The sequence below is a fragment of the Bradyrhizobium sp. USDA3516 genome (assembly GCF_057651995.1).
In genome coordinates this window covers 259,261-285,645 of sequence record NZ_JBYGYN010000010.1, presented here as the reverse complement: position 1 = coordinate 285,645, position 26,385 = coordinate 259,261, and the positions used below count along the sequence as shown (strand labels likewise).

30 protein-coding genes are annotated in these 26,385 nt (G+C 59.3%); 15 read left to right on the top strand and 15 right to left on the bottom strand.

Annotated features, from left to right (window positions below):
* Window positions 1–724 precede the first annotated feature (724 nt).
* A complete protein-coding gene (locus AC24YW_RS28800) occupies window positions 725–1,321 on the top strand; it encodes a GNAT family N-acetyltransferase (RefSeq protein WP_487485877.1) in 597 nt (198 codons plus the stop codon).
* Between the two features lie 584 nt (window positions 1,322–1,905).
* Here AC24YW_RS28800 and AC24YW_RS28795 read toward each other — a convergent pair.
* The gene (locus AC24YW_RS28795) at window positions 1,906–2,247 is read right to left on the bottom strand and encodes a hypothetical protein (protein WP_487485876.1); all 342 of its coding nucleotides are present in this window, start codon (window positions 2,245–2,247) and stop codon (window positions 1,906–1,908) included.
* A gap of 54 nt (window positions 2,248–2,301) precedes the next feature.
* Here AC24YW_RS28795 and AC24YW_RS28790 point away from each other — a divergent pair, with 54 nt between their 5' ends.
* Window positions 2,302–2,430, top strand: coding sequence for a hypothetical protein (locus AC24YW_RS28790; RefSeq protein ID WP_487485875.1), 129 nt, complete (start codon window positions 2,302–2,304; stop codon window positions 2,428–2,430).
* A 473-nt stretch (window positions 2,431–2,903) separates the two neighbouring features.
* Complete coding sequence (locus AC24YW_RS28785) at window positions 2,904–3,104, top strand: hypothetical protein (protein ID WP_225156185.1); 201 nt, start codon at window positions 2,904–2,906, stop codon at window positions 3,102–3,104.
* Window positions 3,105–3,965: 861 nt separating this feature from the next.
* Here AC24YW_RS28785 and AC24YW_RS28780 read toward each other — a convergent pair.
* Window positions 3,966–4,322, bottom strand: coding sequence for a hypothetical protein (locus tag AC24YW_RS28780; RefSeq protein ID WP_487485874.1), 357 nt, complete (start codon window positions 4,320–4,322; stop codon window positions 3,966–3,968).
* Between the two features lie 151 nt (window positions 4,323–4,473).
* On the opposite strand from AC24YW_RS28780, the gene AC24YW_RS28775 reads away from it, so the two are divergent.
* The 4 genes from AC24YW_RS28775 to AC24YW_RS28760 all read left to right on the top strand — a co-directional run bounded on the left by AC24YW_RS28775 (window position 4,474) and on the right by AC24YW_RS28760 (window position 8,018).
* The gene (locus AC24YW_RS28775; protein ID WP_487485873.1) at window positions 4,474–4,662 is read left to right on the top strand and encodes a DUF6894 family protein; all 189 of its coding nucleotides are present in this window, start codon (window positions 4,474–4,476) and stop codon (window positions 4,660–4,662) included.
* Between the two features lie 365 nt (window positions 4,663–5,027).
* On the top strand, window positions 5,028–5,201 hold the full coding sequence (locus AC24YW_RS28770; protein WP_487485872.1) for a hypothetical protein: 174 nt from the start codon (window positions 5,028–5,030) through the stop codon (window positions 5,199–5,201).
* A 1,131-nt stretch (window positions 5,202–6,332) separates the two neighbouring features.
* Window positions 6,333–7,784, top strand: coding sequence for a hypothetical protein (locus AC24YW_RS28765; protein WP_487485871.1), 1,452 nt, complete (start codon window positions 6,333–6,335; stop codon window positions 7,782–7,784).
* 42 nt (window positions 7,785–7,826) lie between these two features.
* Window positions 7,827–8,018 carry a hypothetical protein gene (locus AC24YW_RS28760; RefSeq protein WP_439402603.1) on the top strand — a complete coding sequence of 64 codons (192 nt, stop codon included), beginning with the start codon at window positions 7,827–7,829 and terminating at the stop codon, window positions 8,016–8,018.
* Between the two features lie 10 nt (window positions 8,019–8,028).
* Here the strand turns inward: AC24YW_RS28760 and AC24YW_RS28755 are convergent, their stop codons facing one another.
* A complete protein-coding gene (locus tag AC24YW_RS28755; protein ID WP_487485870.1) occupies window positions 8,029–8,415 on the bottom strand; it encodes a helix-turn-helix domain-containing protein in 387 nt (128 codons plus the stop codon).
* A 79-nt stretch (window positions 8,416–8,494) separates the two neighbouring features.
* Between AC24YW_RS28755 and AC24YW_RS28750 the strand changes: the two genes are divergently transcribed.
* The 5 genes from AC24YW_RS28750 to AC24YW_RS28730 all read left to right on the top strand — a co-directional run bounded on the left by AC24YW_RS28750 (window position 8,495) and on the right by AC24YW_RS28730 (window position 11,401).
* Entirely contained in the window at window positions 8,495–8,986 is a 492-nt protein-coding gene (locus AC24YW_RS28750) for a multiubiquitin domain-containing protein (RefSeq protein WP_487485869.1), read from the top strand.
* A 12-nt stretch (window positions 8,987–8,998) separates the two neighbouring features.
* The gene (locus AC24YW_RS28745) at window positions 8,999–9,385 is read left to right on the top strand and encodes a hypothetical protein (protein ID WP_487485868.1); all 387 of its coding nucleotides are present in this window, start codon (window positions 8,999–9,001) and stop codon (window positions 9,383–9,385) included.
* Entirely contained in the window at window positions 9,385–10,755 is a 1,371-nt protein-coding gene (locus AC24YW_RS28740) for a HesA/MoeB/ThiF family protein (RefSeq protein ID WP_487485867.1), read from the top strand. Before AC24YW_RS28745 ends, AC24YW_RS28740 begins: the two co-directional genes overlap by 1 nt.
* Before the next feature lie 233 nt (window positions 10,756–10,988).
* Complete coding sequence (locus AC24YW_RS28735; RefSeq protein ID WP_487485866.1) at window positions 10,989–11,264, top strand: zincin-like metallopeptidase domain-containing protein; 276 nt, start codon at window positions 10,989–10,991, stop codon at window positions 11,262–11,264.
* Between the two features lie 14 nt (window positions 11,265–11,278).
* Window positions 11,279–11,401: a hypothetical protein gene (locus AC24YW_RS28730; protein WP_439402608.1), complete on the top strand. Its 123-nt coding sequence runs from the start codon at window positions 11,279–11,281 to the stop codon at window positions 11,399–11,401.
* 96 nt (window positions 11,402–11,497) lie between these two features.
* Here AC24YW_RS28730 and AC24YW_RS28725 read toward each other — a convergent pair whose 3' ends face one another.
* Window positions 11,498–11,731, bottom strand: coding sequence for a hypothetical protein (locus AC24YW_RS28725; RefSeq protein ID WP_487485865.1), 234 nt, complete (start codon window positions 11,729–11,731; stop codon window positions 11,498–11,500).
* A 130-nt stretch (window positions 11,732–11,861) separates the two neighbouring features.
* Window positions 11,862–12,563, bottom strand: coding sequence for a hypothetical protein (locus tag AC24YW_RS28720; RefSeq protein ID WP_487485864.1), 702 nt, complete (start codon window positions 12,561–12,563; stop codon window positions 11,862–11,864).
* A 412-nt stretch (window positions 12,564–12,975) separates the two neighbouring features.
* On the opposite strand from AC24YW_RS28720, the gene AC24YW_RS28715 reads away from it, so the two are divergent.
* Window positions 12,976–13,281, top strand: a complete 306-nt coding sequence (locus tag AC24YW_RS28715) for a hypothetical protein (protein ID WP_487485863.1) — start codon at window positions 12,976–12,978, stop codon at window positions 13,279–13,281.
* Window positions 13,278–13,763, top strand: coding sequence for a M4 family metallopeptidase (locus AC24YW_RS28710; RefSeq protein ID WP_487485862.1), 486 nt, complete (start codon window positions 13,278–13,280; stop codon window positions 13,761–13,763). Before AC24YW_RS28715 ends, AC24YW_RS28710 begins: the two co-directional genes overlap by 4 nt.
* Window positions 13,764–13,833: 70 nt before the next feature.
* Here the strand turns inward: AC24YW_RS28710 and AC24YW_RS28705 are convergent, their stop codons facing one another.
* The 9 genes from AC24YW_RS28705 to AC24YW_RS28665 all read right to left on the bottom strand — a co-directional run bounded on the left by AC24YW_RS28705 (window position 13,834) and on the right by AC24YW_RS28665 (window position 24,365).
* Entirely contained in the window at window positions 13,834–14,379 is a 546-nt protein-coding gene (locus tag AC24YW_RS28705; RefSeq protein ID WP_487485861.1) for a hypothetical protein, read from the bottom strand.
* Window positions 14,379–15,764, bottom strand: coding sequence for a tyrosinase family protein (locus AC24YW_RS28700; protein WP_487485860.1), 1,386 nt, complete (start codon window positions 15,762–15,764; stop codon window positions 14,379–14,381). The genes AC24YW_RS28705 and AC24YW_RS28700 overlap by 1 nt, the downstream gene beginning before the upstream one ends.
* A gap of 35 nt (window positions 15,765–15,799) precedes the next feature.
* Window positions 15,800–16,441, bottom strand: a complete 642-nt coding sequence (locus AC24YW_RS28695) for a cytochrome P460 family protein (RefSeq protein ID WP_487485859.1) — start codon at window positions 16,439–16,441, stop codon at window positions 15,800–15,802.
* Between the two features lie 35 nt (window positions 16,442–16,476).
* Window positions 16,477–18,096 carry a WD40/YVTN/BNR-like repeat-containing protein gene (locus AC24YW_RS28690; RefSeq protein ID WP_487485858.1) on the bottom strand — a complete coding sequence of 540 codons (1,620 nt, stop codon included), beginning with the start codon at window positions 18,094–18,096 and terminating at the stop codon, window positions 16,477–16,479.
* Between the two features lie 353 nt (window positions 18,097–18,449).
* Window positions 18,450–18,839: a hypothetical protein gene (locus AC24YW_RS28685; RefSeq protein ID WP_487485857.1), complete on the bottom strand. Its 390-nt coding sequence runs from the start codon at window positions 18,837–18,839 to the stop codon at window positions 18,450–18,452.
* Window positions 18,840–18,858: 19 nt separating this feature from the next.
* Window positions 18,859–20,433 carry a tyrosinase family protein gene (locus AC24YW_RS28680; RefSeq protein ID WP_487485856.1) on the bottom strand — a complete coding sequence of 525 codons (1,575 nt, stop codon included), beginning with the start codon at window positions 20,431–20,433 and terminating at the stop codon, window positions 18,859–18,861.
* Between the two features lie 33 nt (window positions 20,434–20,466).
* A complete protein-coding gene (locus AC24YW_RS28675) occupies window positions 20,467–22,419 on the bottom strand; it encodes a multicopper oxidase family protein (protein ID WP_487485855.1) in 1,953 nt (650 codons plus the stop codon).
* A gap of 134 nt (window positions 22,420–22,553) precedes the next feature.
* On the bottom strand, window positions 22,554–23,066 hold the full coding sequence (locus AC24YW_RS28670; RefSeq protein ID WP_487485854.1) for a hypothetical protein: 513 nt from the start codon (window positions 23,064–23,066) through the stop codon (window positions 22,554–22,556).
* Window positions 23,067–23,147: 81 nt separating this feature from the next.
* Window positions 23,148–24,365, bottom strand: coding sequence for a trypsin-like serine protease (locus AC24YW_RS28665; RefSeq protein WP_487485853.1), 1,218 nt, complete (start codon window positions 24,363–24,365; stop codon window positions 23,148–23,150).
* Between the two features lie 358 nt (window positions 24,366–24,723).
* Between AC24YW_RS28665 and AC24YW_RS28660 the strand changes: the two genes are divergently transcribed.
* Entirely contained in the window at window positions 24,724–25,089 is a 366-nt protein-coding gene (locus AC24YW_RS28660) for an I78 family peptidase inhibitor (RefSeq protein WP_487485852.1), read from the top strand.
* Between the two features lie 597 nt (window positions 25,090–25,686).
* Here the strand turns inward: AC24YW_RS28660 and AC24YW_RS28655 are convergent.
* Entirely contained in the window at window positions 25,687–26,265 is a 579-nt protein-coding gene (locus AC24YW_RS28655) for a tyrosinase family protein (RefSeq protein WP_487485851.1), read from the bottom strand.
* Between the last annotated feature and the right edge of the window lie 120 nt (window positions 26,266–26,385).

The following is a 26,385-nucleotide window of genomic DNA, read 5'->3' as shown; positions in this document are numbered from 1 at the left end:
CCACGCGACCTGACGCTACAGCATACCGACGTGTAGAGTGCCATCTCGTCAACCTGTATCACTAATTGTCGCGCCACTCGCGCTTGCGATCTGAATCCTCGCACGAACTTGATTTCCCGAATAGGCTTAGCAGCGCAGCGGAGGCCTGTCGCCCCCGCGAGCGGCTGCGGGGTTTAGCAACATTATATATTGAGCGGCTAAATTTACAAAAGGATCGAGAGAAAATCGTCAAGGAAGCGAGAGCGCTCTCGGAAAGGCGAATTGGCTCGTCCTGCAAAAAAAATCTCCGCACTGTGAATCTTAGAAAGCCGGTTTTCCGGTTGCGCCGGAAAAAGAGTTTGTCTTCGACTGGCTTGGTCGGTCGTTGTCTGAGACTATTCGTTCATCAATTAGTGCTCTCCTGAGAGGAGCGCTGATAAACTGGAATGAGGTCGTTTACGAATCCGTGTAGAGGGTAGGCGCGGGCAAAATGGTTCGTGCTGTCACGTGCATCAATTCGGGACGAACCTTCGGATGAATGAGGAGGCGTCGCGTTCACTTTCAAGCTTCTCGTTGTCCTTACAGCCGTCAGCGACATCAACGCCTATTGTCTCCCCATGTTGTGAACAGGGCGTCATCTGAGCGTCAATATGGAGGCATATCTGCACGAGTACGTATGCGGCGGCACCTTTTGGTCTCAGGCTGAAGGTGCGGGACGTCTCTGGTTGATGAAGGAGCTTGTGGCATGGTGAGCACGCGTGAAGTTTCTGTCGATGACGCCACAACCGTGACCCAGATGGTTGGAGCTCTACTTACAGAACTCGGCGCTCGCGACGTGCAGGCCGAACTGGATGCTCGGCTGGTGGCCAACCTGCTTGCCATGAAAGAGCGCATTCATGGATTTCTTGGTTTTGTCGAAGAGCGCGCTGTGGGCATTATCATGGTGGCGGAAAGTATCTCGCTTTTTGCGCGCGGCCGCTACGGAATCATCACCGAACTCTATGTCGTGCCGGATCACCGCTCGTCTGGGGTGGCGATGAGCCTCATCGAGGCGGCCGTGGCCCTCGGTACCGCAAAGGGCTGGGGGCAACTTGAAGTCGGGGCTCCCAAGCAACCGGTGTGGAGTCGCAGTCCGAATTCGGCGTTGTATTTGAAGGCCGGCTTTGCTGAAGTGGGTCCGCGCCTTAAATTGCCCCTCCACGACGTAACTAGTTCACGACCTCCGGCGAAACCTCCGACCCCTTCGCGATTAGAGCGTAGGCGACGACATGTGCTGCGCCGCCAAAATCCGGACACAGCTGTTGCACGGGCGGGTTGGACTGGGCCCAATTTAACCTGGTGAGATTTGCAAGGCTGGTTTGAACGGGACCGACAACTAGGGCAGGGACCGCTACCAACCTGCTACATTCCATGGAATGGAGTTCGCCGGCGCAGGGCCTTAGGCGCCGCGGCTGGCGTCTGTTGTGTCGCTCTATACGGGGAGCCATCATGCGGGTTGCAAGAAGCTGGAAAACGATCTCCTATGGCACGATCGCACGCGCGCCGGATGGCGGACCTGCCATCCACGGAGGTCAATAGAGGGGGCCAGAGCCCCTTTCGAAGTGGCAGCAGGGTCTTGGCAGCGAAGTCGAGACACCCGACTATATTATCAGAATTGCGGAGCAATAGCCTTAGGAGGATGGAGGAGGACGGTGTTCGGACTTTCTGACTTTCAGGGCACGCCTTTTCATGGTCGCGGTCAGTTTCTTGGTTTTGGATCTTTCCGGTAGTTTAGGACCTGGCCGCTCAGACGATCCAATTGACTCTCCCTCTTGATTCCTCTTCATCCGTCCCTCTCTAACAAGGGGCTTACGCCCGAGTGAATCATCAAAACATCAGGAGTCGAGATCACACAAGAATACGCCGCGCATTCAGAACATTGTCGGATTACACCTCAGGATTCTTGTTGTCTGCCAGGCAAGCTTTCTGCAGCCGGTGCCTCATCGCGGTAAGTCTGTTACCCAGCTTGCCCACCTCCTGAACAGCAAGGTCTCCAAAAACGAACCGATCGAGCGTTTCCTGCTTCGCGGCGATAATCGCGAGACGTTTGCTGGCGTTGTCTGCCAATGAAAGATGTATGACCTGGGCATCCCGCGTGCATGGCTTGATGACGCAGCAATCTCTTCCTCTCCAGCAGCTTCGATTGCGTGGTGACGAAGATGGATCAACCTTCATCAGCTTTGCAAGCACGTTGACCGGAATACCGTCGTCGTCGTCCAGGTCCCCCAACCATCAAGAGCATCATTTGCGTTCCGGTAATGCCAAGCGCGGCAGCGCGCGGCAATGAAGAAGATCATCCAGGCACGCATTGATCAACCGGATCTCGCGCGTGAAGCTACGGACCTCCTCGCCATCTTCCGCAAGTCTGTTTCCGGGGTGTGTTGTTGGGGCGAACGAGTTCAGCGCCATTGATTGTATGAAAGGTGCTCGATCCTCAACTTTGTTTGGGTTCAAAATTCGACAGAGACCAGGCTGTTGGGCCGACCGACTGCGAGCTGCGGAGTACCGGGCCTAGGTCACTATCCTATCGCTCCGCTCCCGGTAGCCGCCGCTTCGATGCACATGCGCCGCAGCTTCGCACGATCGCCAAGGTGGAATTCGCCGAAAACCTCCACTCGAGCGAGGAATTTTGGCGTTTAGGGACGCCGCGTGCGCGATGGCCGTCTCGCTAAGGCTGCAAGACTACAAGTCAAGAGTGAAGCATGGGAATTGGCCCAGCAGGCGGTAGGCACAGACCGGGAAAGGGTGGGCGGAGGTACAGGGAGCAGGGAGCTGAGGCAGACGATCGATCGAAAGCAAAGCGGTATTGGATTTTCGGTTACTCGATCAATTCAACTAGGAAACGCGCTGTGCTATCATCCCCTTCAAGTTGGGGGGATTCTCCGATGTTGGACGCCACTACCACCGCGCTTCTGCGGGAGATCCTCGAAACGGTCTGTGTAAACGTGCCTGGGAGTGATGGTGGCGTGCGGGCACATGTCGCCTCGAAGCTTCTGGAAGCAGCCAGCAAAGGTGAGAGGACGCGCGAGCGTCTCGAGCAGATTGGCCTCGATGCGCTTCGCCACGCGCCGAGCATGTGGCGGTAAGCACTAGAATGATTCCGTACGTCAGGTGAACATTCCGAATCTCAGAGTCGACCGTCTCCGAGAAAGAAGGCGCTCCACGCAATCTTAGGACAGACCGCTTACAAGAGCTCATTCACTGAACTCAGCGTTGTGGGCAGATTAAAAGCAGCCGTCCACCCAACCGACCAGGCTCCGTGCACTCGGTGTACTTGGTACTCCTGTCGATGATGCGATATGGGGTCAGGAAATCGAACTTGTGAAACTTACCAGAGTCTCAGCTCCCACGTGCTGTCATCTTGCTCCCGTTCCGGCGATCACCGTCGCGATGAGGTCGGGGCTCCCGCAAACAGGCCAGTTTCGAACGAGTTGCAACTGCCATAGACGGCGGCCATTTCGGAAAGTTGAGCTTAACGGGAGCTTAGAGGCGAGATGCCCTCGACGTAGGGCTTAAGTGCCGCTGCGCCAGTTCTGCATTCGTAAAATGACCTGGTTGACCCTGGCGAAGGCGGGCCGAGTGCTCGCGACGAAAGCTGCGGTGCAGATTCGGAAGTATTGTGGGGGGTCGCTATGTTCCCTCGGGTTTGGAAGCCCACTTAAGTTGCTGCGGCTCCAAACCTCGTTGAGCTACGGTGCATTGACCGGCGGCATGGGCGCAGTCGGTCGCGGCACGAAGTCTGTAGGGAGCTGACCGCGTGCGGACACCATGATCGCAAATGTCACAAGAAGAATGAAAAAGCTGCGCATTTGACAAAATCAATCTGAAAGTCATGTAGCAACTATGAAACGTCTCGCTCCGATGCTTTCACAAGGGCCGCGAAGCGAGAGCTACGAACCCGTGGCTCGTGAGGCGCGAACACCTTCGTTCGCAAAGCCGGTAATGCACTATGCTCGTAGTCCTGCCGACAAACAGCAAACTCGCACCTGAGAACGACGAAAACATGCATTCTCAGCCGAGAAGAGAAGGAATTTTGCGTCGGATTTGAAAAAAATGCTGATGAGCGGGAAAGCAGCGGCGGCTGCATTCGCCTCTTTGGCGCAATCGAGGACGGCTCCATGCGCGATCACGACCTTGTTTCGGGTAGCTTCTTGGCCCTGACCGCTGTCGGTATCGCGCTTCTCTGCTCTAGCTTGCTCGCATTTGCCTTGATTTAGAGAGCGGTAGCTGTAGTCAGGGAAGCGGTAGAGTTCTGCCTGCCCACCGGGGTAACAAGCGGATCGTGAAATACTCGTGGTGGACACAGCACTGCCTCCAAGAGGTAACTGGACTGCTTCGGACACGACGAGAGGGCCATCGCTATTTCGATGTGGGCAGCAGCAGATCTTCTGGAGCCGCAAGAGCTGCTTGAGTGACCATGAAAAGATATTATTCTGATGTTCGGCTCGGTGGCAATTGATCCGCGACGATGAAGGGTGTGGAGCGACCCATATCAAGGCTGCGCGCGAAGGGGCGACCACTGCGCTCTCGGAGTTAGCCCGCGAGTGGGCTAGAAGCAGGCCGCATCACTGCATGCCAGTTGAGGTTCGCGATGACCATGGCTCTGTCCTGCAGCTGGCGTTTCCAACGTTCAAGGGAGTGTGATGAACAACACGTTCCCATCCGGAGCGTTGATGCTGTTTCAACACGCGGCCGCCCCGATCTAAAGGATAAAGCAAGTCACGCACACGACAAGGCGTTACGTGTTGTCTCGTGAATTGCCGGAACTGGCAGCGCCAACACGTTTTCTGCTGCTGCAGCGGCTGGAAGGTCAAAAACATCGTGTTGCGCTAGGGAAAACGGAATTGGATGGGTCGAGACTGAACTTGACGAGTGGCTCGGGGAACAGTTAGCGGCAAGAAAGTGCCGACTCGATGAGCAGAAAGACGGCGAGTGATCGGCCATTTTCGCCGCTAATCGTCAGGGACGCAATGCTAAGTTGTTCCGCCGCGAGCGGCTGGGGGAGCAACATGGTCAACGCGTTTCGCAACACGGTCATTGCTGTCACTTTTATCGCAAGCGCCAGCGTCAGCATTTTGTGGGATTTTAACAGCTACATCGCCTGTGGCCTTGCGCTATTAGTCTCATTCGCGGCTGGCTATTGCGTCGAGCGCGCCTTCATCCATCGGTCCCATCGCGAGTGATCCACCTCCACGGCGCGGACTGGCATTCGGCAGATGACCGATACGACGGGTACATGATCGCCATCCAAGCTTGTCGGATGAGCGACCTTGAGACACGTCGCCCAGTTCACGCTGATCGGCCTTTATACCGGTACGCGTGCCGGCGCCATAGCGACTGCTTCTCCGTTTCGGGCCGAAGGGAAATCATTCGTTGACCTCGAAAGCGGATTTTCAACCGGTTGGCGATTGGCAAGCGGGCAAGCACCAAATGTCAGCCGCCCGTGCCTTTGCACTTTTGCAGTCCAAATCACGGGCGGTCTGGACGTAAGATATTCGCTCGCTTCCCCGATCTGGAATCCTGCTCAGCTCGGAGCTGCAGCCTCGTCAGTCCGGAGCAGCCAGATGTCGATCTACACAGCGGAGACGATGCAAGCTTGGCGGACGGTGCAAAGCTTGGCCTAGCGGTCAACGGTGCTCCAAAGGTGATGACGCTGGCCCGGCATTCCATACGTACGCGAGGGCGACAGCGGACGTAGCAAGCAACAGGACGCCGTCAGGTCACGGCACTCGAAGCCAAACTCAAGGATCTCGATGCTGCCGTTGCTTTGCCGGAATTGGCTGAAAGGGCGCCGGCCGATCGGGCAGAATTGCAAGTTCAACTCGACGCTTGGAAGCGCATCCAGGAGAACTTGGATCAGACCCGTCCCGTTGCGCCTGCATCATCCGGGCCGCGAAGTGCGCCCGCGGGCAACAACGTGGGTGTCTCAACGCTCCAGTTGTATATCGCCGCCACCCTAGTTGTCTCGGTCTTACGGGGCGCGGGTCTGAAAGCGTCGCAATCAGTAGTTAAGCGAAAGAACTATTGCACGTTCCATTCGGGATGTTGTACAGGAGACGAGCGGCGGTGAAAGCTGGGCGATTAAATCTGTGGCTTACGTGCGGCGTGCGACGAAACGTATTCGGTCTGCGGTTGTTGCTGGTTCATTGGGGGGGCAGTCAACGTCGACCGCTGAGATTTGACCAAGGTCAACTCGTAGCTTACACCTCCGCCTTGCCGACGATAGGAGGGAATCGTCGTGTTTTTTGATCAAGGGATTTTCGATGGCAATTTCCACGATGCATACGCATCGCTTTTAAACGCGCGGGCTTCTCATGTATAAGTGGATTTCACTGGCGACGAGCACTGACCTCGCGCAGTTGCTCAATCACATCACCTCCGAGTACAACCCGGGCAAGGTCGCCAAGACTTTGAGCCTGGGGATCTCGGATGCGGTGAAGGGCGTCCTCATCGAATATAATTACATCGATAAGGACTATCGCAGCACCTACTATAATTTCTATTCGAAGAAGGGGCAGTATTATCGCAGCGACTGCGTGCGGCTGCATTTCTTTGACCAGACGGTGACATTCGATGACGCCACCTGTGCGCTCGTTTGTCCCGATCGCCAGATCGAAGAGCATTACTTCGGTTACATGGTGTTGCGGCCGACGGGCATCGCCACAATCGGTCGGACCGTGCTTTCTCCGGACATTCGCAAGGGCGCAGGTCGGTTGATCATCACTGCCGACCATAAGGTGCACTTGCTCGGCTATAAGCTTGAGATCCGCGGGTTTCCATCGATGGATCAGCATGTCGATATTTCGGTGTGTGCGCATGCTGCCTGCTGGTCGATCTTGCGCCACTACAGCGAGCGCTACAACGTTCATCGAGAATATCTGGTCCATGAGATCACGATGATGGCGCACGATTACAATCCGGGCGGATTGGTGCCGTCAAAAGGCTTACAGATCGCTCATGCGGAACGAGTGTTCCAGGAAGCGGGCACATTCCCAATTCATATTGCGCGCAATGCTGGAAGCCATGACCCTCAGTTCTATCGGCAACTCATCGCCTATGTTGAGTCAGGCTTTCCTCTCTTTGCCGCGATGCATTCGCGGCGCCATGCCGTTGCGCTCGTGGGCTATGAATGGCGTCAACCTGTGAGAGGTCAGTCCGGGCTTCGGTATGCCTGGGACGAAGTCGAAACCCTTGCGGTTGTCGATGACAACCATCTGCCGTATCTGTGTATTCCGAAGTCTACTGGAAGTCCGTACGCCGCGGAAGCGATTGATGCCTTTATCGTGGCGCTTCCCGAGAAGGTCTACTACCCGGCCGATGCCGTCGATCGGCTGGCTCCCGCCTTGCTAAAGCTTGGCCCCGCCATTGGTCTTCCGCCCGGCAACGACGTCATCATCCGCTACTTCATCACCACTGGCTCTTCTTACCGCCATTTCGCGCGAGAGCATGCCTCGGAATTTGACCCGAAGCTCCTTCAGTGCATCATGACGCTGCCGTACGCCCAATTCATATGGGTGGTGGAGTTTTCGACGGAGGAACAGTGGGCTAATGGAAGGGTTGAGGCGCGTGCGGTCATCGACGCCACGGCCAGCTTGCGCGAGCCAATGCCGATCTGGTTGTTCCATAGCCGCGACGGTGCTCTGATCTTCGACCGGAAGAAGATTGGTCAGACCGCTGCCGGAATGGGTGGCCTGAAACTTGCCAATACCGGTCATGCAGGGTTCTCGCGGATGGACCGCAACCTGCGACCGACACAGACGAAATAGCGGACGGACGGAAAACCCGCTTCAGACTTCAGGGAGATCACGATGGCTGGCGATGCAGACGACAAGATGAATGAAAGACCTGAAGTGCTTCAGGGGCTTGCGCCTGTCGACGCCAAGCTGCTGCAGGAGTTCCTCAAAGAGATGGACGAGAACGTTATTCCCGACATCGTCAAAGTCGTCGAGGAGAGGCGTCTGCAGGCTGCTGAAAGCCGCCAGTGGCAGCTCAAATGCTGACGTGGCGCCCTTACTTGAGTGGTTTTTTCAGCCGCTCGTAGGCTGCGCGGAGGATTGCTTCAACTGCCTCTGCGGCCTCAGCGTCCAGGGCCGGATCAGCCCGCAAGAGGCTGGAAATTTGCACCATCGGTTCCGGCTGGCTCGCGCGGTAGGGCGCGTTGACAAAATTTGAGGGGTTAAGTCCAGCCCAGGCGGACAGCGCCGCCAAGCTGGCGGCATCGGGACGCCGTCCCTGCGCCATCCGCGTCAGAGTTGAAGCGCTCACGCCAGTCGCTTCTGACACCTCTTTCCAGCTCACATCGCGGGCTTGAACCGTCGTTTCCAGCGCCCGAAAGAAGGCGTCGCCATCGAAGCCTTTGGCATCGTTAGCGTTTCTTGCGCTACCGTGAATTGCCATTTAGCAATTGACTTTCTATTTCGGTTTGACTACTTATTGCTTAATAGCAATTTGAATTCGAAATCGCAAGGAGAAAGCTATGGGAATTGGTATCCTTGAGGCGGAAGGTTCCGGGCATAGTCACCTCGTCAAGGGGAAAGTGAACGAGCACCCGGTAAAGCTGCTGCCCCCGCATCAAACTGGCGAGCAGATCAAGATCGCAGCGATCGACCAAGGCGTTGAAATCGACAAGCACTATTTGCTGGATCTCATTCTCGACGACGGCACCCACCGCCGCATCGAAGACGGCGAGCGGGTGGAGCTTCACGATCACATGGTCTTTGTGGCGCGCAAGCCCGAACACATCGTCGCCGTCACCGTCAATGAACAGCCGGTAAGCCTCAAAGGCCACTCCGCCACCGGCTCAGAGATCAAGGCCGCTGCAATCGCTCAAGGCGTGGCGATCCAGCCCAACTTTGTGCTTCAGGAAGAGCTGCCCAATGGCACCAGCCGTATTGTCGGCGACAACGATGTCGTCCATCTGCGCGAACATCTTCGGTTCACGGCGATTGCGCCGGACGACAACTCCTAGGCGAGAATTGCCATGAAAGCGGAAGTTTCTGCCGCCATCGAAGATTTGAGGAAGCAGTTTCCCGCTGCCACCCTTAACACGCGGGACGATGGGCAAGGCGGGGTCTACCTCACGGTCGAACCGGTCGCGTTGAGCGACCGGTTCGTCCCAAACAAGACATGGGTGGGGTTTCATATCCCCGCGCAGTATCCTTATGCCGACATCTATCCCATGTTCATCGGTGGGGACGTCCGACGTGCGGACGGTCAGGGCTTTGCGCCGCCGGTCACTGTGGGGCACGCCTTCGAAGGAAGACCGGCTTTGCAGATCTCTCGCCGCAACAGCATGGCCCAGAACGGCAAGCAAAAAGTTTGCGCCAAGGTGCTCAAGGTTTTAGATTTTTTGGAAAGATCAGCGTGATGTCCAAGTGCAGGCTCCACATTGCCCGTTCGGACTACGAGTTACTCTGGCATCATCTCTATCAGGAAGACAGAGATGAGCACGGAGCCATCTTGCTTGCCGGTTTGTCCGAACTCGGCACGATCCCGCTCCTCACTGTCCGTGAAGTGCATCTGGCCAAGGACGGAATCGACTATGTTGCCGGAAAAATCGGTCACCGTGCTCTAACGCCCCAGTTCATTCATCGGTTGATTACGCGCGCGCGAGACGAGCGGCTTGTCTATTTGGCCGTTCACAATCACGGTAGCGATCGGCATGTCGGATTCAGCGATATCGATCTGCAATCTCACGCGCGCGGTTATCCCGCTCTGCTGCAGATCGCCAAGGGCATGCCGGTCGGTGCTCTGGTGTTGGGGCAGCGGGCCATGCAGGCAGATCTCTGGATGCCAGATGGCAGCCGTCGCGAACTCGACCAAGCGAGCGTCGTTGGTATGAAGATCGATCGCCTCGCTCCCCACCTATCGAGAAATTTGGGTTCGATGGACGATCAATATGATCGCCAAATTCGGATGTTTGGCCGCGTAGGCCAGCAGACCTTGTCGCGCGCCCACATTGCGGTGGTCGGCCTCGGCGGGATCGGTAGCCTTCTTGTGGAATATTTGGCGCGCCTAGGCGTCGGCCATTTCACGCTAGTTGACGACGATGCGGTTGAAGCGTCCAATCTCGCGCGGTTGATTGGAGCATCGCAAGCCGATGCTGAAAATCGAACACCCAAGGTTCAGCTGGCGCGACGCCTGATCCAGCAGGCCAACCCCTCCGCGCATATTGTACACTTCAATGCTGATGTGGCGAAAGCTTCAGTCGCGGACCGCCTCAAAGGCTGCGACTACGTCTTCCTTGCGGCGGACTCGATGCGGGCACGCCTGGTCGTGAACGCGTTGGTCCACCAATATCTCATTCCAGCCGTCCAGCTGGGCTCAAAAGTCCGGGCCGATGAGCAGGGGCAAGTCATCGATGCATTCAGTGCTATTCGACCTCTTCGTCCTGGTGTGGGTTGTCTTTGGTGCAATCAGCTGATCGATCCCAATCTCCTCGCGAAAGAGGCCAAGACTGATGCGGAACGAAAGGCCCAAGCCTATGGCGTTGAGGAGCCTAATCCGAGCGTGATCAGTCTTAATGCGGTCTCCGCAGGACATGCGGTGAATGACTTTCTGATGGATTACCTGGGTTTACGAGCTGATCGGCCGTTGCGCTACCAGCATATCAATGCCCTGACCGGAAAGATGCAGCTGGTCGAACCGCGTCAAGATGTTGATTGTCCGGAATGCTCGAAAGGCGGGATGCGGTTCGCGCGAGGTGATGGCGTAGATCTGCCCTGTATTGAAGGCTAACACCCGGCCCGTCCTCTTGACCTAGATTGTAACCAACGCAGCCATAAGGTATGCCTCTCGGGAAAGCCGCTTCGCTTTTCGGATATCTGCGGGGCGATCGAGCGCTTGCGGTAATCCGATAGCGCCTTGAGCCCATCCTTTGGCGGGGCCCAGCGCGGAGATCGTTAGAGCATGCGCACGTCTGCTCACTTGAACTGAGGGGACAATCGCCTCCCTCGAGGATCATCGCGACGGTGGCGACAAGAGTTCGAGGCAATGGTTGCAGGGTTGCCTCAGGAAATCATTCGCTGATCTCCGGAGAGTTAGATTACGAGCTGGAGCGGTGGATTGCTGGCGCGACCCTCGCGCACGAGACAACGCATTGGACGCGCGATGAGAAGCGTCTCAATCGCGAATCTGGCCGCAGGCGCTTCGGCGAGTATGTGGTGGAAGAACTTGTCGCCGAACTCGGGGCCGCGTTCCTTTCGGCTGATCTCGAACTGACACCGGAGGTGAGGGACGCCGCCTAGTCGGATTGTGAAAGGTGCTGAAGAACGACAAGCGCGCCATATTCACCGCTTCATCGCACGCGCAGCGCGCGGCCGATTACCTGAATGGCTTGCAGCCGAATACCGACGAGCGGCGAGGGGAGACCGAAGCCGCCTGATTGTGGATGCCAATCCGCGATAAAAGAACCGGCGAGCGTCACCGCTCGCCGGTTTTGATTTTCGTACGCGTGCACGCGACGTGGAAGGCTGAAGTGTTAGTGCGTGTAGCCCTTCACAAGCACCGGGCTCTCATTCAGAAAATCATCCGACTTCAGGCGGTTCAAGTCATAGTCGGACTGGGCAACGATGATCGGGCTCTGCACGAGGTCCGTGTCTGAGATGCTCCGGTCGATGCCGACAAGATGGCCGGCCCACACCGAACCATCCTTCGAACGCAGGAGGCTCAACTCGCCCATCACGACGCCCTTTTCGTTGCGATAGGTCAGCATGGCGCGCTTTCCGTCCGAACGGCCCGTGAGGTACCACCAGCGCGGATCGGGTTTGCCGTCTTCCGAATAGCCACGGAAGCGGCCACGAACCACGCCGGCACTATCGAGGTTCGAGATGCGGAATCCATACTTAAACTTGGTGGTCGTGTTGATTTTGCCCTGGCCGGGGGGGCTGTTCGCCCGGCTCGTTCGTAAACGCCGCCATATCCTGACGCAGATACAGGTATTCGGCGGCCGGATCCACCCACTGCGGTGCGTGGGTGGCCGCGACCTGCTGAATGCCGCCGGCCAAGACACCCGCGATGCCAAGCGTCTTCCCCAACACCAGCCCCCTGCGGACCGACGGATTGCGGATGAGCTGGCTTGCTCCCGACTTCGCCCAGGCAAGTAACTGCTTGAGCGGCGAAACCGTCGCCGCCGCTTGGGCGGCGGCCGAAGCTTCGGCGATCTCGGGAGTGGCGACTGCCGCATCGCCAGAAGCGGTCACGACGGCGGCATGCGAGATGCGCAACGTAACTTCGACCGGCGCGATCACAGCGGCATCGTGCAAGATGCGCGCGGCTGTATCGTCCGTTGCGGTCGCCGCTGTGTCGCGGGAGATACGCGCGACAGCATCGTCGGACTGCGGCGCCGCGGCATCACGGGACAGCGGCACGACCACGGCATCCATTGCCGCGGCGTCATGCGAGATGCGCGCGCTGGTATCACCCGGCGCGCGCGCCGCAGCATCGTGCGAAATCCGCGCGACTGGCGGGGTAGTGTTGGGGGAGAGTGACGCCGGCGCGTCATGCGAGATGCGTGCGGTAGAAGACTTATTCCCAAGCTTGGCCATGGCCAATCCTATTAGGGCGGTGTTGAACCTCATACCGCTGCCCTCGACGCGTATGAGGACCACGCGCCAAGGTTAAAGGATCGATTCTGAACGCAAGCTGTCCGCATCCTTAACGTGTGGTAATGATGCGCTAGGCAGACACGCGGATTTCCGGCGGCAAGTCATTGATCCAGCGGCATCAAAGCCCTTGTGGTAAAGCCCGTGGAGGTAGTGGGCGCCATCGTGTCGCATTTGGCGCAGGCAATGAGAGCGTTGGTATCGGCTTACGTCGTCATGATGCGAACCCGCTGCTATCGCGCCACCGCGCAGAAGCTCTGATTCTCCATAAGAGAGCGGCGATGCCGTTCCTTATCGTCTCAAACCAAATGGACCGGCTGATCCGGCCGGCCGACCCGCGACGTTTATAGGAATCGTGGCTGCCAAGGACCTCCTACCGGCTGCCGCCGGCGTGGCCGAATTGACGAAATTCGTGCAGCTGGACTTTGTGCGGTCGTTGCGTAATGCATGTTCGGAGCCAGGCGATCCGCTGGCGGCCCGCAGCGGGCGCGAGTGGCGCAATGCCGCCTGGATCCCCGGTCAGATGATCTGCGGTCAGCGGCAGGTCAATGGGCAGTTCCGCTCTTACGCGGCGGCTCTGGACATCATTGCGCACGAATTGCTGCATGGCTTGATCGGTTCAACCGCGCGTTTGAATTTCGATTTCAGTCGGGCGCGTTGAACGAAACCTACTCGGACATCTTTGGGATCATTGTTTCCAATCGCCACATCCCAAACATCGACAATTGGAATTGGGAGATGGGTGAGGATCTCACCGAGACCGGGCTGCCAATTCGCGATTTTCGTGAGCCGACTCGGTTCAACCAGCCCGCTCATAGGGACGACTATCTCGATGTTTCGATCGACGAGGATTACGGTGGAGTACACACCAACAGCGGCATTCACAACAAGGCGGCGTTCAACATTCTGACCGCAAGGACCGGCGGCGAGCAGCTATTCACCCCTGTCGATGTGGCACGGCTTTTCTACACGACGCTCGTGAATCATCTAACTCGCACCTCCGAGTTCTTCGACAGCAGGAGAGGGGCGATATTGGCGACAAGATCGCTGTTCCAGTCCGATCGGCACCGCGATCAAAAGGTGAAAGCCGTCCAGACCGCATTTGACGACGTCGGCATTGTCGATGCGGGCGTAGGGGTTTGAACTTCCTCACTGCCACACGCTCAACGGAACTGAATTCTGCGCTATCGCGGAAATCGCATTCGAGTGTGGCCTAGCTGGTTGGAATGCCAAGCGCATGTCGTCCGGCGCTATCCAGCACTACGACTTCATTCGTGGTGAGCGGGCCGCGAAGCCGCTCCTCGATCGTGATGGTGATCGGAGCGGGCGAATCCCCTTCCGGCGGCTCAAGGACGATCTCGTAAACCTGGGCGTCTGCGGTGGCCTGAATGATGCTGAACCAGGCCGATGCGCTGCCATCAGGTAGCAAAACATCGCAAGTAAGGGTGAAGCGGTCCGGTCCTGTCAGGGCGAGATCGAAATTCGAGCCGGCCGGCTTGATCAACCGCCCGAAGCCGGTCGTCTTCCAACGCGTGAACAAGTCGATCCATTCCTTCGGCCAGGGGCCCCCATGTGACTTCGGCGGCATCGGACTTGCCGCGTTCAGGAAGTCAAGGACGTCCTGATGCTTGTCTTTCAAGTCGTCGTAACTCGCCAAGTCCACGCGCTTTGCGGGTGGCAGCCGCAACATGTGTATCGCGTCAAGCGCGCGAAACATCGGCAGGATGTGCAGCTCGAATAGCGGGCGTCGGTCAGCCATCATCGCTCTTCCAGTGACAGAGTGCCCCAGAGTGGCCGCTGTGCGATCCGCTCGTTGGCGCTTGCGCGCGCACTTTCGAACTGATTATCAGAAGCCGGCTTAGCGTCGCTGATCAGCGTGACGGTGAACTCGTTCCCGAGCGCTGTGACGGCGTTGGTAATGTCAAAGTTCACGTTCGTGGGATGATGCGCGTGACCGTGCCCTTTCCAGACTGTCGCGGAGTCAGCGAGATAGCGCTGGCGCTCCTGCTCGCCGAGCGTCGAGATGTTTACAGCGGGCGGATGCACATAGGCGCGAATCGCATAGGTCGTGTCCGGCAGAACCGCAACGTCGCGGACACGCAAGATTCGCCGCTTCTCGCCTGCGACGCGCACTGCGCCCGTCGTCGTCATGCGCGGGCCAGCTTGCAACGACTCGAGATCCCGCTGTGTGCGGGCGGCGCTCGCGACGGGTACGGCAGGCGCATCGATCGAGAAGTCATACTGATAACCATAGGCGAAGCCGGCCGGCATTGTCGCGGTCTGAGCGGTGTCCGCCATCACCGGAGTGAACGGTTCGACCCAGATTTTGGTGTTCGGCGTCGTGAATGGTTGCGGAGACGTTGCACTGGTGTGCACACGCTGCCAGCGCGCCCAGATGAGGTCGATATATGCATGGAACGACCAGTAGATCGGATCGCGAGATGCGCTCTCCGGATTTCCCATCGTGGGGCCGATGTCGCCGTGGATGGTGTTGTGTGGCCCCTTCTCCACCCATCCATAGCTGCCGCCCGATCCATCCGGAGCAAGCGGCTCACCTGCGAACAGGAGCCAATCCGTTTCCTGCACCATCTTGATTCTGATTTCGTCCGCATCCCACTGAATACGACGAGTCAAAGGCGTAACCGCGTGCGCGCGGCCGTCATGGAATAGCGGCGAGGTCCTGTCCTCGAAGGCCGTCGGAAAACGCATCCCCGACGCTGGCTTCGTCCAGTCCCAAAACGGCAGGCTTACGTCGGCGGTACGTGGAGGATCCGCAGCGCGCAACAGCGCCTCGAAGCCAGCGAGATGCGCCCGATGCCAGGGAAAGAAAAGCTCGCTGCGGTGCTCACAAGCGCCGATAGATCCGTCTGGACGGACGCGCTCAAAATCATTGTGCAGAGCTGCCTGCCACACGTAGCCATCCTTGGCTGTGGCTGACGCGAGCCCGCGTTGGACAATAATTTTGAAGGCGTGCTTGTAATTGTCGAGCTCCGTCGGCGTGAGGTCATCGATGTTCTTGCGCTGCGGCATCGCGGCGAAGGCCGGCGTACTTCCGAGGCCGACAGGAAGCAGGGCTGCAACGCCCGCCTGGCAGGTCGTTCTGAGAAGGTTGCGCCGCGTCAATCTGCCATTGTCGTCCCGCATCTCAGCCTCCGCAGTTAATCGCTATGCAACATTTGTCACTTCAGGAGTTTGCGCAACGTCGGATAGAACTGCACCCAGACGTTATCCATGCTGGCATGCTGCCGGTGACAGCTCCCGCAGACCTGATCGGGAAATGCCGGTGCAAACTCGCGAATGTTGGACGACCGTTGTTGGTCGCTGAAATCGTAGTAAGCCCATGGCGTCGTCTGGCCGTCGGGACGCGCCGAATTCTTGACAGCAACCTCCAACCCGCGCCGTTCACCGTTGAAAACCCCGCTCGACAGTACGCCGTCCGACTCCTTGCTTGCGGCGCTAAAAACTTCCATCACGAGTATCGTCGGCTCCGGGAAAGTCCTGGTCCTCCGGAAATGCTCATAAGCCTCCGGATTGATGTAGACGTTATGGAAGAGTTGAGGGGCGGCGCGCGCGGCTTCGACGGAGGTCATAGTCGGAAGCTCCTCCTTATAGGCAAGACCCAAGTTGGAGCCGACAAAAACCCAACCCTCGAAATCGATCGGCGCTTTCAGCCTGCCGTCGGGGCCGTATTCTGGTTTCGTAGCTGACTGGCCTACAGCGGAAGAAGACGATGCAAGCCATGTAACGGCGAAAACCAAAAAGATATGGATGGAGCGACGATGGCGCATGACCGCATTTACCACCAGCAGCATGTAAAACATTGCTCACCCCCTTCCGGTATCCTTCGGGAAGTCCACTAGCTCATTGCTTGCGGGATCGGGGCTCCTGCCGTAATCCAATCTGACAGCAGCTGGATATCGGCCTGCGCCATCACGCCCTGCATGGGCCCTGTCCCGATGATCGCAACCAGAAACATGCTGCGATCGGGCTCGCCCGGAATGATCCAGCCGCCGCGGATAAGCGCGGCCATCAAATCCAGCGGTATGTCGAACAGCGATTTCAGTGATACTGGCCTGCCGTTGACGTCGGGAAGTACGAGGTCGTCATGCGCGCGTCTGGCGCGGGGGGCGAAACGCCTGATCAACTCCGCGACCTGCGCGCCGAGGGCGTCGGGAGTTGCGCGCGCTGGGCGGACGATCATGCCAGTTGTCGGCTGGCCGTCGACAAGAATGCGGTACATGAAATGGCCCGTGCCGGCATCCACGCCGTCATCGGTCTTAAAATTCCAGGAGAAGGTGCGCGCGCCCGATTGTGGCGTGTGTTCGTCCGTCACGACCTTCACCAGCGTCTGCCTGGGATCGAAGATCGTGATCGCCAGATGCCTTGCGTCTTGAGGGACCTGGGCGGTGATGTCGAGCGTATCCCACGCCTTTGGAATCGGCGGCTCCGCGATCCGCGGCGCGGCCGCCAATGCGGCCAGCGCGGCGCCTTCCGCCGCGATGCATTGATAAATCGTTCCGCCGGAAGCGTAAGCGACGATCGGTTCCGTCTTGGTGAAACGAAAGCGATTGAGGAAACGGCCGACGCCGTTGGCGTCGAACCATGTCGCGCCGCCATCAATCGTCCCACTGGTCGTACCATCTGGATTGCCTGACGTGAAGCCGTGGCCCCACCCGCCGACCCATCCGACCTTCTCATTAATGAAGCCGATTCCCTCCAACTCCACGTTCCGCTGCGGATCGGTGATCGGGATTCGCTTCCAACTCTGGCCGCCGTCAGTCGTCTTCAGAATTGCGGCTGCAGTGTCGTTCTCCAAAGACACAAATCCGACTTGCGGAGTCAGGAACTGGATCTTCCAGCCCCATTCGCCGGTCGGGAAGTCGATCCCGGAATTCTGCAGCTTGTTTTCCCAGGTCTTGCCGCCGTCAGCGGTGAACATGATCACGGGCTTCAACTTGTCGTAGGTGGTCCCGCCGTTGCCGCCGACCACCCAGCCATGCAGATCGTCCACAAAATAAGTATCGATCAGAAGATTGGCGTGCGCCGCCATAGAGATCGAATTCCAGGTTTGGCCGCCGTCTGTCGTGTGCATAATCGCGGCTTCCCGATTCGGATATTGCGTCCCAGAAGCAAAGACGACTCCCTTCGAGGGCGAGGAGATCCCGCAGATTGCGCTGGGCAGTGGCGGCAGGCTAGCGGTTACGTCGACCCAGGTCTTGCCGTCCTCCGTCTTCCACAGGCGCTGCCGCCGCGTGATCGAGCCGACCCAACCGTCGGTCGGGCTCGTAAAACTCATGCAGCGGAGCCAAGTATCGGCATCGACCGTGTGCTGGACCGTCCAAGTCGTGCCAGCGTCTTCGGTATGCACGATCTGGCCAGCACTGTTCACACCCCACCCGACCTGCGGGCTGATGAACCAGATATCGTCGTAGCGTGTTTGGACTGGAGCCGTCGTGGGATGCCAATTGAAAGCCATGGGTCTTCCCCCCGGCAAAAACAAAACTGCGCGAGCCAACCGGAAACATCAGCATTCTATGCAATCAGGCAACTCTAATACAATTACAGGATGCAATCAAATCACTTCATCTTAAGCGCGCATTTGCCGCAGCCCTCGCGGCTTGCTTCGCCCTGCGTGGGGCTTTTCGCAGCCTTACGGCGTAATTCAGGCGGTTCTGCGCAGCGGTAACAGCCTTCCTCTGATTGCGTTCGACCTCGATCACATCTCAAGCAGATCAACGGTCTCTTCGCCGGCATGGTCGTAGCGCTACGCTGAGCGGGAGAAGGAGCACACCTCTTTCGCAGCAATAATTAAGCCTAATCCATCATGCCTTAGCGGCTTGCCGGCACGGTCACGAGATTGACTTGCCGGATTTCGCTCGGCTGCGGTGGACGCGCCGCGGCACCGCTTTGTACGATCTGCAGACGCAATCGCAACCGCCCCTCTACAAGAGCCGCCCGTGGTACGGGAATCGTGGCGGTCTCGCCGCGGGGTGCATTCGGAATGCCAAGTGATCTGACCGTGCCGAGGAGTCCACCTTGCTCGGTCATAACCTCCAGGCGGGCGCCGCGCGGCAAACGCCCGGTCACGAGCTGAATTTCGACCGCTTCATCGGCCGCTAGCGGGTGCAGCACCTGCAATTCGATCACGCCGCTCTCCTGCCCGATCAGCGGGCCCGCAAGCAGCACGCTGGCGCAGATCAAAAGCACTCCGGTCGGCAAGCCAGTTCGCATCCGGTCGTCAGTCTGTCCTAATTCGGATGGCGCTGACAAGAGGTGCGGGCGCTCCGGCTGCAGTCGGAGCCGCCGCGGGACGAGGCGGAGTCCCGATCGGCACGACACGCACATCAAGCGGAACGGTTGCCCCCGTCGTAGCTGAACCAAGCGAATCCGGCAGCGGCACCGTGAACGTGGCTGGGCCGTGATGGGGATGGCCGAAGACGGTGATCGCGCCGGCCGCAACCGGTGCGCTGCCCGGACCGGCGGACACCAGCACGCGAAAGCGGCGGCCGGCATCGTCATGACCGAGGTTCAGGGTGACCTCCACGACGGGGTTGCTGTCCGCGGAAGCACTCGATGCCAGCGCAGCCGCCGGCACGTCGGCGATACCGCCGGCTGCGGTCGCCGCCCCGACCGCTGCGGAAGTCACCCGGGCGGAAAATACCTGCGGAGAAGCCTCGGCCACGGGGCCCGGCGCAGGCACCTGATCGTCGCCCGAACCCGGCGAATAGTCGTAGTCGAACAGCACAGTCGCGGCGTAGTCGCCGGCCTTGGTTTGCGAGACCGGCTCGCCCTTTGCATTGCTGAAGAACAGGAACTTCTCGTCAGACCAGGCGGTGAGATCGGCGCCCTGCGGAAGGATTGGACGTCCCAACGCAGTCTGCCGGCGCGTCCAGACCGTCCAGAGCCGATCCAGATTGCTATGATGCAGGAAGAAGATGGGGTCTACCGGCGAGAAGAAGGAGATCATGAAGGCATCGCCGCCGCCGCCCATGGCGCCATGCACGTTGTCGTGAGGACCGCTCTCGAGAATGCCCTTAATGCTGCCACCGCTATGGTTAGCGGCCTTCGCGCTCTGGAAGCCAGCCGGAGCACCGGTAGCTCCGCTGCCGGCAAACTGCGACGTCCTCAACGCGCTGCGTATAGTGCTCATCCCGACTGACAATTTCGTGTTGGAATCGAGATCCGGATTGGACGCCGTCAGACCTCGCGCACTCGGCTGGTCGAAGAACACTTGCGGCAAGACCTGCCAGAAATCACCCGGCGTGGTGAATGGAAACGGCCGGAGCGCCAGCAACTCCTTCTGTGCCGGCGAAAATGATGCATAGAGCGCCGTGATGGCCGGTTCGAAGGCCGTTTTGAATTTTTGGAAGGTCGGAATGAATGCGCCGTTGTTGGGATCGAGCACATCGTCAAACATCGCCGTCGGGACGCGCGGCGTCTTGGTCCAGTCCCAGTAGGGCAAGGCGAATTCCGGATCGCCAGAGAGATCGCGCAGCGTCACCTCCAGCCAGCCGAGATAGGCCCGATGCCAGCCCAGGAACCACCAATTGCCGTGCGGGCAGTCGAAGAGATGAACGATCGCGTTGCGATACCAATTCCGCGGATCGGTGGGCGGCAAGGCCAGCATCTTTGTGATCCCTGCCTTGTAGCTGGCAAGAACACGCGGAGGCATCGCCGGGTCGGTGATCTCCCAGCGGCGGAATTTTGGAGTCTGGGCCGAGGCGCCGGACGGAAAAGCCTGCGATGCCGCGAGCGCGGCCCCTGCAGCTAGCAGATCGCGGCGAGTCAGAGAAGGACGAGCGGCACGGATCATAGTTTTCTCCAATCCATTTGGCGTTCGTCGCGCTTAGTGATCGTGATGTGCCGCCGCGATCCCACCCGTCCCGTCGGGAATACCGATACGGACGTTCTGCATCATGCCCTGGTCCTCGTGATCCAGGATGTGGCAATGCAAGACGAAGTCTCCGATGTAGCGGCGATAGCGGGTGTACACGTAGGCGGTGTAGCCTTGGCGGATGAATAGCGTGTCTTTCCAAACCCCCTTCAGATTGGCATATTGGGGCTCGTCGGCATCGCCGCTCACGCTCACATCCTGGCCGGTGGAGTCTTTGATGATCTTGGCGACCTGAAACGGATTGACGTGGATGTGGAACGGATGTCCGAACGCATTGACGGTGGATAATTTCCACTCCTCGATGCCGCCGAGCGGCAGCAACTGGTCAATGCGCTCCGGCTTGTAAGGCTTGCCGTTGATCTGGAAACCCGCCGCCCCGATCTCGAATTTGGCTTCCCGTTGCGGTGGCTTGATATCGGTATCGGCGATCGAGGCGTGCGGGATGAATGAATCGAGGCGAAGGCCGTTCGTCAGGTCGTTGCGCACCTTCTGGCGCGCAGACAGCGGCATGAAGTTTTCCGCCGCCGCGACGAGCTGCGCCTGGACGTACGCCTTGGGATCAGCGACGGCGACGCCCGCGGCAACGGATACTTTGCCGAGAAACTGACGGCTCTTCACCTGGCTGTTCACGGTGCTGGTGGCGGGCGCCGCTCCGTCGAGCACACAATACTCGCCGCCCTCCGGGAACACCACGAGCAAGTCCTCGCGATAGCCCGGCTGAAGTGTGCTAGTGGAGCGCTCGACGACCTGCGAACGCGTCAACCCATCGGCGGCGAAGGCGAATTGCGGCAGCAGATCGTTGCCTGGACAGTTGCGCGTCACCCAGTCCTCCTGCTGTTGTGCTGCAATCACCGCATAGGGATCGGCGTTCGCCCGCATCTTCTTGAATTGCAGATTGACCGTATCCCTCACGCCGGCATGGACGACGCGCCAGCGCTCGATCGCACCGGCACGGGCGCCGGCAAAGGTCGGGATCACTTCACCATTGATGCTGGTGTAACGGCCGGACTTCCGCCACGTCGTCGGGCCGAACTGATCATAGCCCTCGATCCCCCCGACATCCGTCGAGGCGCAGATGTAGAGACCGTTGGCATCCTGCTTGATTTGCCCATTCGCATCCCGGCACGCGTACTGGATCTGCTGCAGCAGGATGACTCGTTCGCGGTACTTTGCTCCATCGCTATTGCGCAGCAAGGTATCGATGTCGCCATGACCATCCGGACCCGGCGGGCGGTTGCCCCGGACGATCAACACGCCTGCCATGCCGCTCGACACCTGAAGCGCGGTCGATCCATGCCTGTGCGGATGATACCAGTATGTTCCCGCCGGATGATCCGGCGGCAAGTTGTACTCGTACTGAAAGCTGACGCCCTGATTGATACTCAGCAGCACGTTGTCGCTGTTGCCGGCGGGGCTGACCCACAGACCGTGCGCATGCAGGTTGGTCCGGTTAAAGCAGTTCGGATTGTTGACGTCCGGATCGGTCGGCGGGCATCGCGGGTCTGCGGGCAGCTTGTCGTTGTTCAGCGTGATGCGTACGGTCTCGCCGGGGTCGATCTCTATCGTCGGTGCGACGAACGGGACTTTCGGAGCCTCGACTTCCCGGACGTCGCGATACGAGCGCAATTTCACCGAGTCGTATTGATTGCGCCCCGGATTATAGATCCTAGCCTCCGTGTATTGGATGTTCAGGTTGATCACCGCCCCTCCGCCGGCGACCGGCGCGGCTCGCGACGGCGCTCCCGCCGCCGTCGGCGCCGGCGCACCGACGCGCGGCGATAGACGCTCGATATTGGCAACCGGGGGATCGACGGCAATGCGCTCCGTGGCCTGCCCCGATGCGATCCCGGTGCCGGCGAGTTGAGCAGAGGCGAGCAGAAACGCGCCCTTGAAAATCCTGCTCAAGACGGCGGAACAAGATGTCCTTCCAAAATCCGTTTTCGAGAAGAGAGCGTGCGATGAAAGGCAGGCCGGCATGGCGCGATACCTCGAATGATCGGTCTGGTGCGAGCAATCCTTGAAGCCGGTGATCGTCGCGTCTAGGGCCGCTTCACCGCGATGAACGAGGCTACATAGCCGGCTGGGGCCCCATCATGCGGCTTCGCACGGATGACGCTGCCGACGAGCGCAGGCACCTGGTTGACGCCGGCCGGCCAGCGATAGTTGAGCTGGCCGCGATAATCATATTCCCAATTTGCGGTGCCAGTGCCGGGACGCCCGAGACCCACGATCTCCACCGTGGGCACTCCAGTGGCGGGATCCGGCTTGACCGTGCCTTGCAGATTGAGCCCGCCACCCGGCCAGTCGATCGCTCCCTTCAACGTGGTGCTCGTCGGGATCTCGAAGGTGAAGACGGCTTCGGCGAAAATCAGCGCCAGCGCCTTCTCTGCCGCCGTGTTCGGATCATCCGCGACCGGCGTCGGGTTGTTGTGAAAGCTTCGATAAGTCCATTTCCCCGCCAGGCTGCTCGCCGAATTTTCTTCTGAATGCGACAAGGCCGGCAACAACACCAAAGAGAGCGCCGCAATGGACGCGAACAGATGTCGACGCATATCACGCTCATAAAATTTAGAGTTGAAACATCGTCAATATACCCCTGTGCTAGCACAACCGCAACACGTCATTTTCGCGCATCAGCATCCGCCGGCTTCAAGATCGGTTCGCTCGCAAATCCAGTTTCGCCTCTCCTTGATCGTCACATCCTGCATAGCCATCGATTCCGCAGTCATGCAGGCGTGCGCCCATTGCATCTCCAGGCTGCCGAACTCAGGACGAACCAGCGTGTTGTAGGAAATGACGCCCTGGATGTACCGTGGACGAAATTCCCTGCTCTTGTCGGTTCGTCGACATCCTCGATTGCGCCCTGCCAGCACCGGCCCCCCGGAATCACCCTGGCAAAAGGCGCTCTGATGATGGTCGCCCGGGCCAGGCTTGAACTTGTACTGGCCGCCAGCATCTTTCTGCAGTGGCACCGGCCAGGTCAGATTGAAGCGACCGAGAGTGCCCTGGTCGGCGTTCGAGAAACCGTAGCCTGCGATCGTCGCGTCAGGAAGAAAGCCTCCTGCGCTCGCCAGGCGAGCCGTTTCGACCGGGTCCGCAGGGTACGGGGAGGCCAGTTGCAGCAGCGCCAGGTCATCGGCGTAGTAGACATTGTTGGTCTTGGCGGAGCCGCCATAGCGGCCATAGACGATCGCGCGCGACAGCTTGCGCTCGCGTTCAGCCGCAGTCAGCGTGACGGCGTTGTCCGCGGTGATCCGGAATTGGACGAGTTCGTCCACGCCCATCATCAGGTCGGCGCCCTGATCGGCGCCTCGCATGCTCGGGGGATCGTCCCCGATCAGGCAATGGGCCGCCGTCAGCACCCATTGCGGCGAAATCAGCGTGCCGGTGCACAGCGCATCCCAACGGCCGGCGGCGCTATTGTACTGGCTCATCTGCACGACTTCAGTGAACTGCGAAAGGGAGTATTGCTCGCAGCGGCGGCCGGCGGCAGTCGGGCCGGCTATGCAGGACTTTGCGCGCGTCGCCAGTTCTTCGAATGGAATGTCGCAGTCGGTCAGGCCGCTGTCGAAGGTCTGCGGACCGGCTCCGTGCTGCGGCATCGCCGCCGCAGCCGGCGCTGGCTGCGCAAGCTGGGAGACTGCGACATTCGAGTGAGCGCTGATCACGGCCGTCGCGCCCTGCGGTATGACATGCGTCGTCGCGGACGCAGATTGCCGATCCGGATCAACGCTCGATCGTGGAGACGGTGGGGCGGGTGGAGGGCCGACCGGCGTACCCGGCACGACGATGATGTTGGGACCTATCGTACCGGGAGGCTGCCGGGTCGCCGGGACCACGATCACATTCACGCCTCCGTCGGCGGATCCCGCAACCGGGGGCGGAGGAGCTGCAGCACCGGCGGGCGACGCTGCACTCGTAGCGGCCCGGCTGCTCAAGCGCCGCGTGCAACTGGGCCCAACGCAGGTGCCGCTATCCACGATGTCGGGGGCAAGGCCGCTACCTGAGCGGGCCGGTGCCGCCGCGCCCGCCGCTACTGCCCGGGCGTCGTGCGCCCTGAGGCAGCCCGGCCCGACGCATTCGCCGGGATCGGTGATCGGATCGACCGGCCGCAGTCCGGTCTGTGCTACGACAGCAATACTGCCCGGAACGAATGAAATGGTTCCGAGGGCGACCGCAACAAAAAACCGCTTTCCGATTTTCAATTGCATGGAAAAATTCCAAATTGACAATGCACAACCTTTAGCGGCACTGCTCGGTTGTATCAACAGGATTGCGCACGGCGAATCGAAGGCGGGAGCGTGTGCCTTGAGTCAAAGGATCGGGTCGCTGCTGGTTGCGCTGCTGTTGGCCGTGCCTACGCAGGCGGGCACCGCCTGCGACCCGGACCCGTGCCGCGGCATGATAGGCAAGCCGTTTTCAGTAGAATTGGCCGAGGAAGCGCGGCTTATCGCTGGCGCGAAATCCGTGAGACCGAGCGGACCGGGCATCCCGACCAGCGCCGACGTGCGCGGCGATCGGCTCAATGTTCTTCTGGACGAGAAGCACATTGTCGTCGGCTTCAGGTGTGGATGATATCTGATGATCGAGTTCAGATCGGCTGATCGCGCTCCGGAAATATGTCCTTCTAGCTCGAACAAGGTGCGGGCGGCTGACGTTGATCGAAGGGCATCAGCCTTAAATCTTGCCCGCTCGTTCAATCCGGCTTCCGTGGGGTTGTACGCACGACCGAGCGCACGCCTCGGCCTTTGCAGGACACATCACACCGTCATCGATCAGGACGATAAGACCTATACCGTCGATCGCTTGCAGGATATGAAGCCCCTCCATGAGGCAGATAAGCAGACGAGGTTCGAGATCAGCGACAATGAGGCGGACCGGCTTGCGCTCTTCGCCGGTGGAATGGCGCTCGGAACTGTAATCGGAGTCGTTGCGGCCGGTTTGGCCGAACTATTCAAGGCCGCAAAGCCGACAGAGCCTGCAACTACGAAGCCAGAGGAGGAGAAGCCACACATTCCGTTTACCGACGCGGCCGCTGATCCGCGTGCTCGAGCGGATCGGGCCAGGCAAAATTGCTGTTGCAGGCCGTCGCCCTTTTCCTGCCAATCTCGGCAATATGTTCGCGACCCAATTCGCTCTCAGTGGACGTTGGCAGCAGGCCGATCCCCGCTACTACTTCCAGGGCGAACCGACAGAGTCCGGCGTTCTCATGATCTTGAAGCATCCCAATCCGCGTGCCTTAGCGGAGCTGTTTCCGCATATCGAGCGGCTGTTGTTCGTGATGGGATCCAAACGAATCAACGATGCGAAGCACACCGCATGGGAAAGCGAAGAATATGGTCCGTGCGTGATAAGGTTCGTGCTGGTGCAACTGCGTCCCGGACAGCGCCCTTCCTGATCGTACGTGAAGGTTTTTTGCTTCCAAGCGGTATCATTCGGATTGGTGTGCCCCGCCATTTTCGTCCAGACCGTCCAGAGCCTGTCGATATTGGCATGATGCACCCAAAAAACGGGATCTTTGGCCGACGCCCGGATATTGCCCATGTCTCCGCCGACCAGGTTGTGCACGGCTCCGTGCGGATGTTCGAGCGGTACTGAGAAGCACTTCCGCCAATCCGCCGGCGACGCCAGCAACAGAGCTTTCTGTTCGAGCGGAGACCGGGACAACGCGCCGCTGTTGATGCTGTCATTCGCCCGGGGATGTCTAAGTGGATTCGATGCGTCCGTGCCTTCAGTGAAGATCTGCGGCACGTCGTCATCCCCGGTAGGGCAGCTCGAACGCCGTCGTGGCGCCGGCCTCTCTTGAGCGGCGCGCTTGAGCGTCGCCTCGAAGAAAAGAGAAACGGTCGATGCGAGGAGATGAAATGCTCC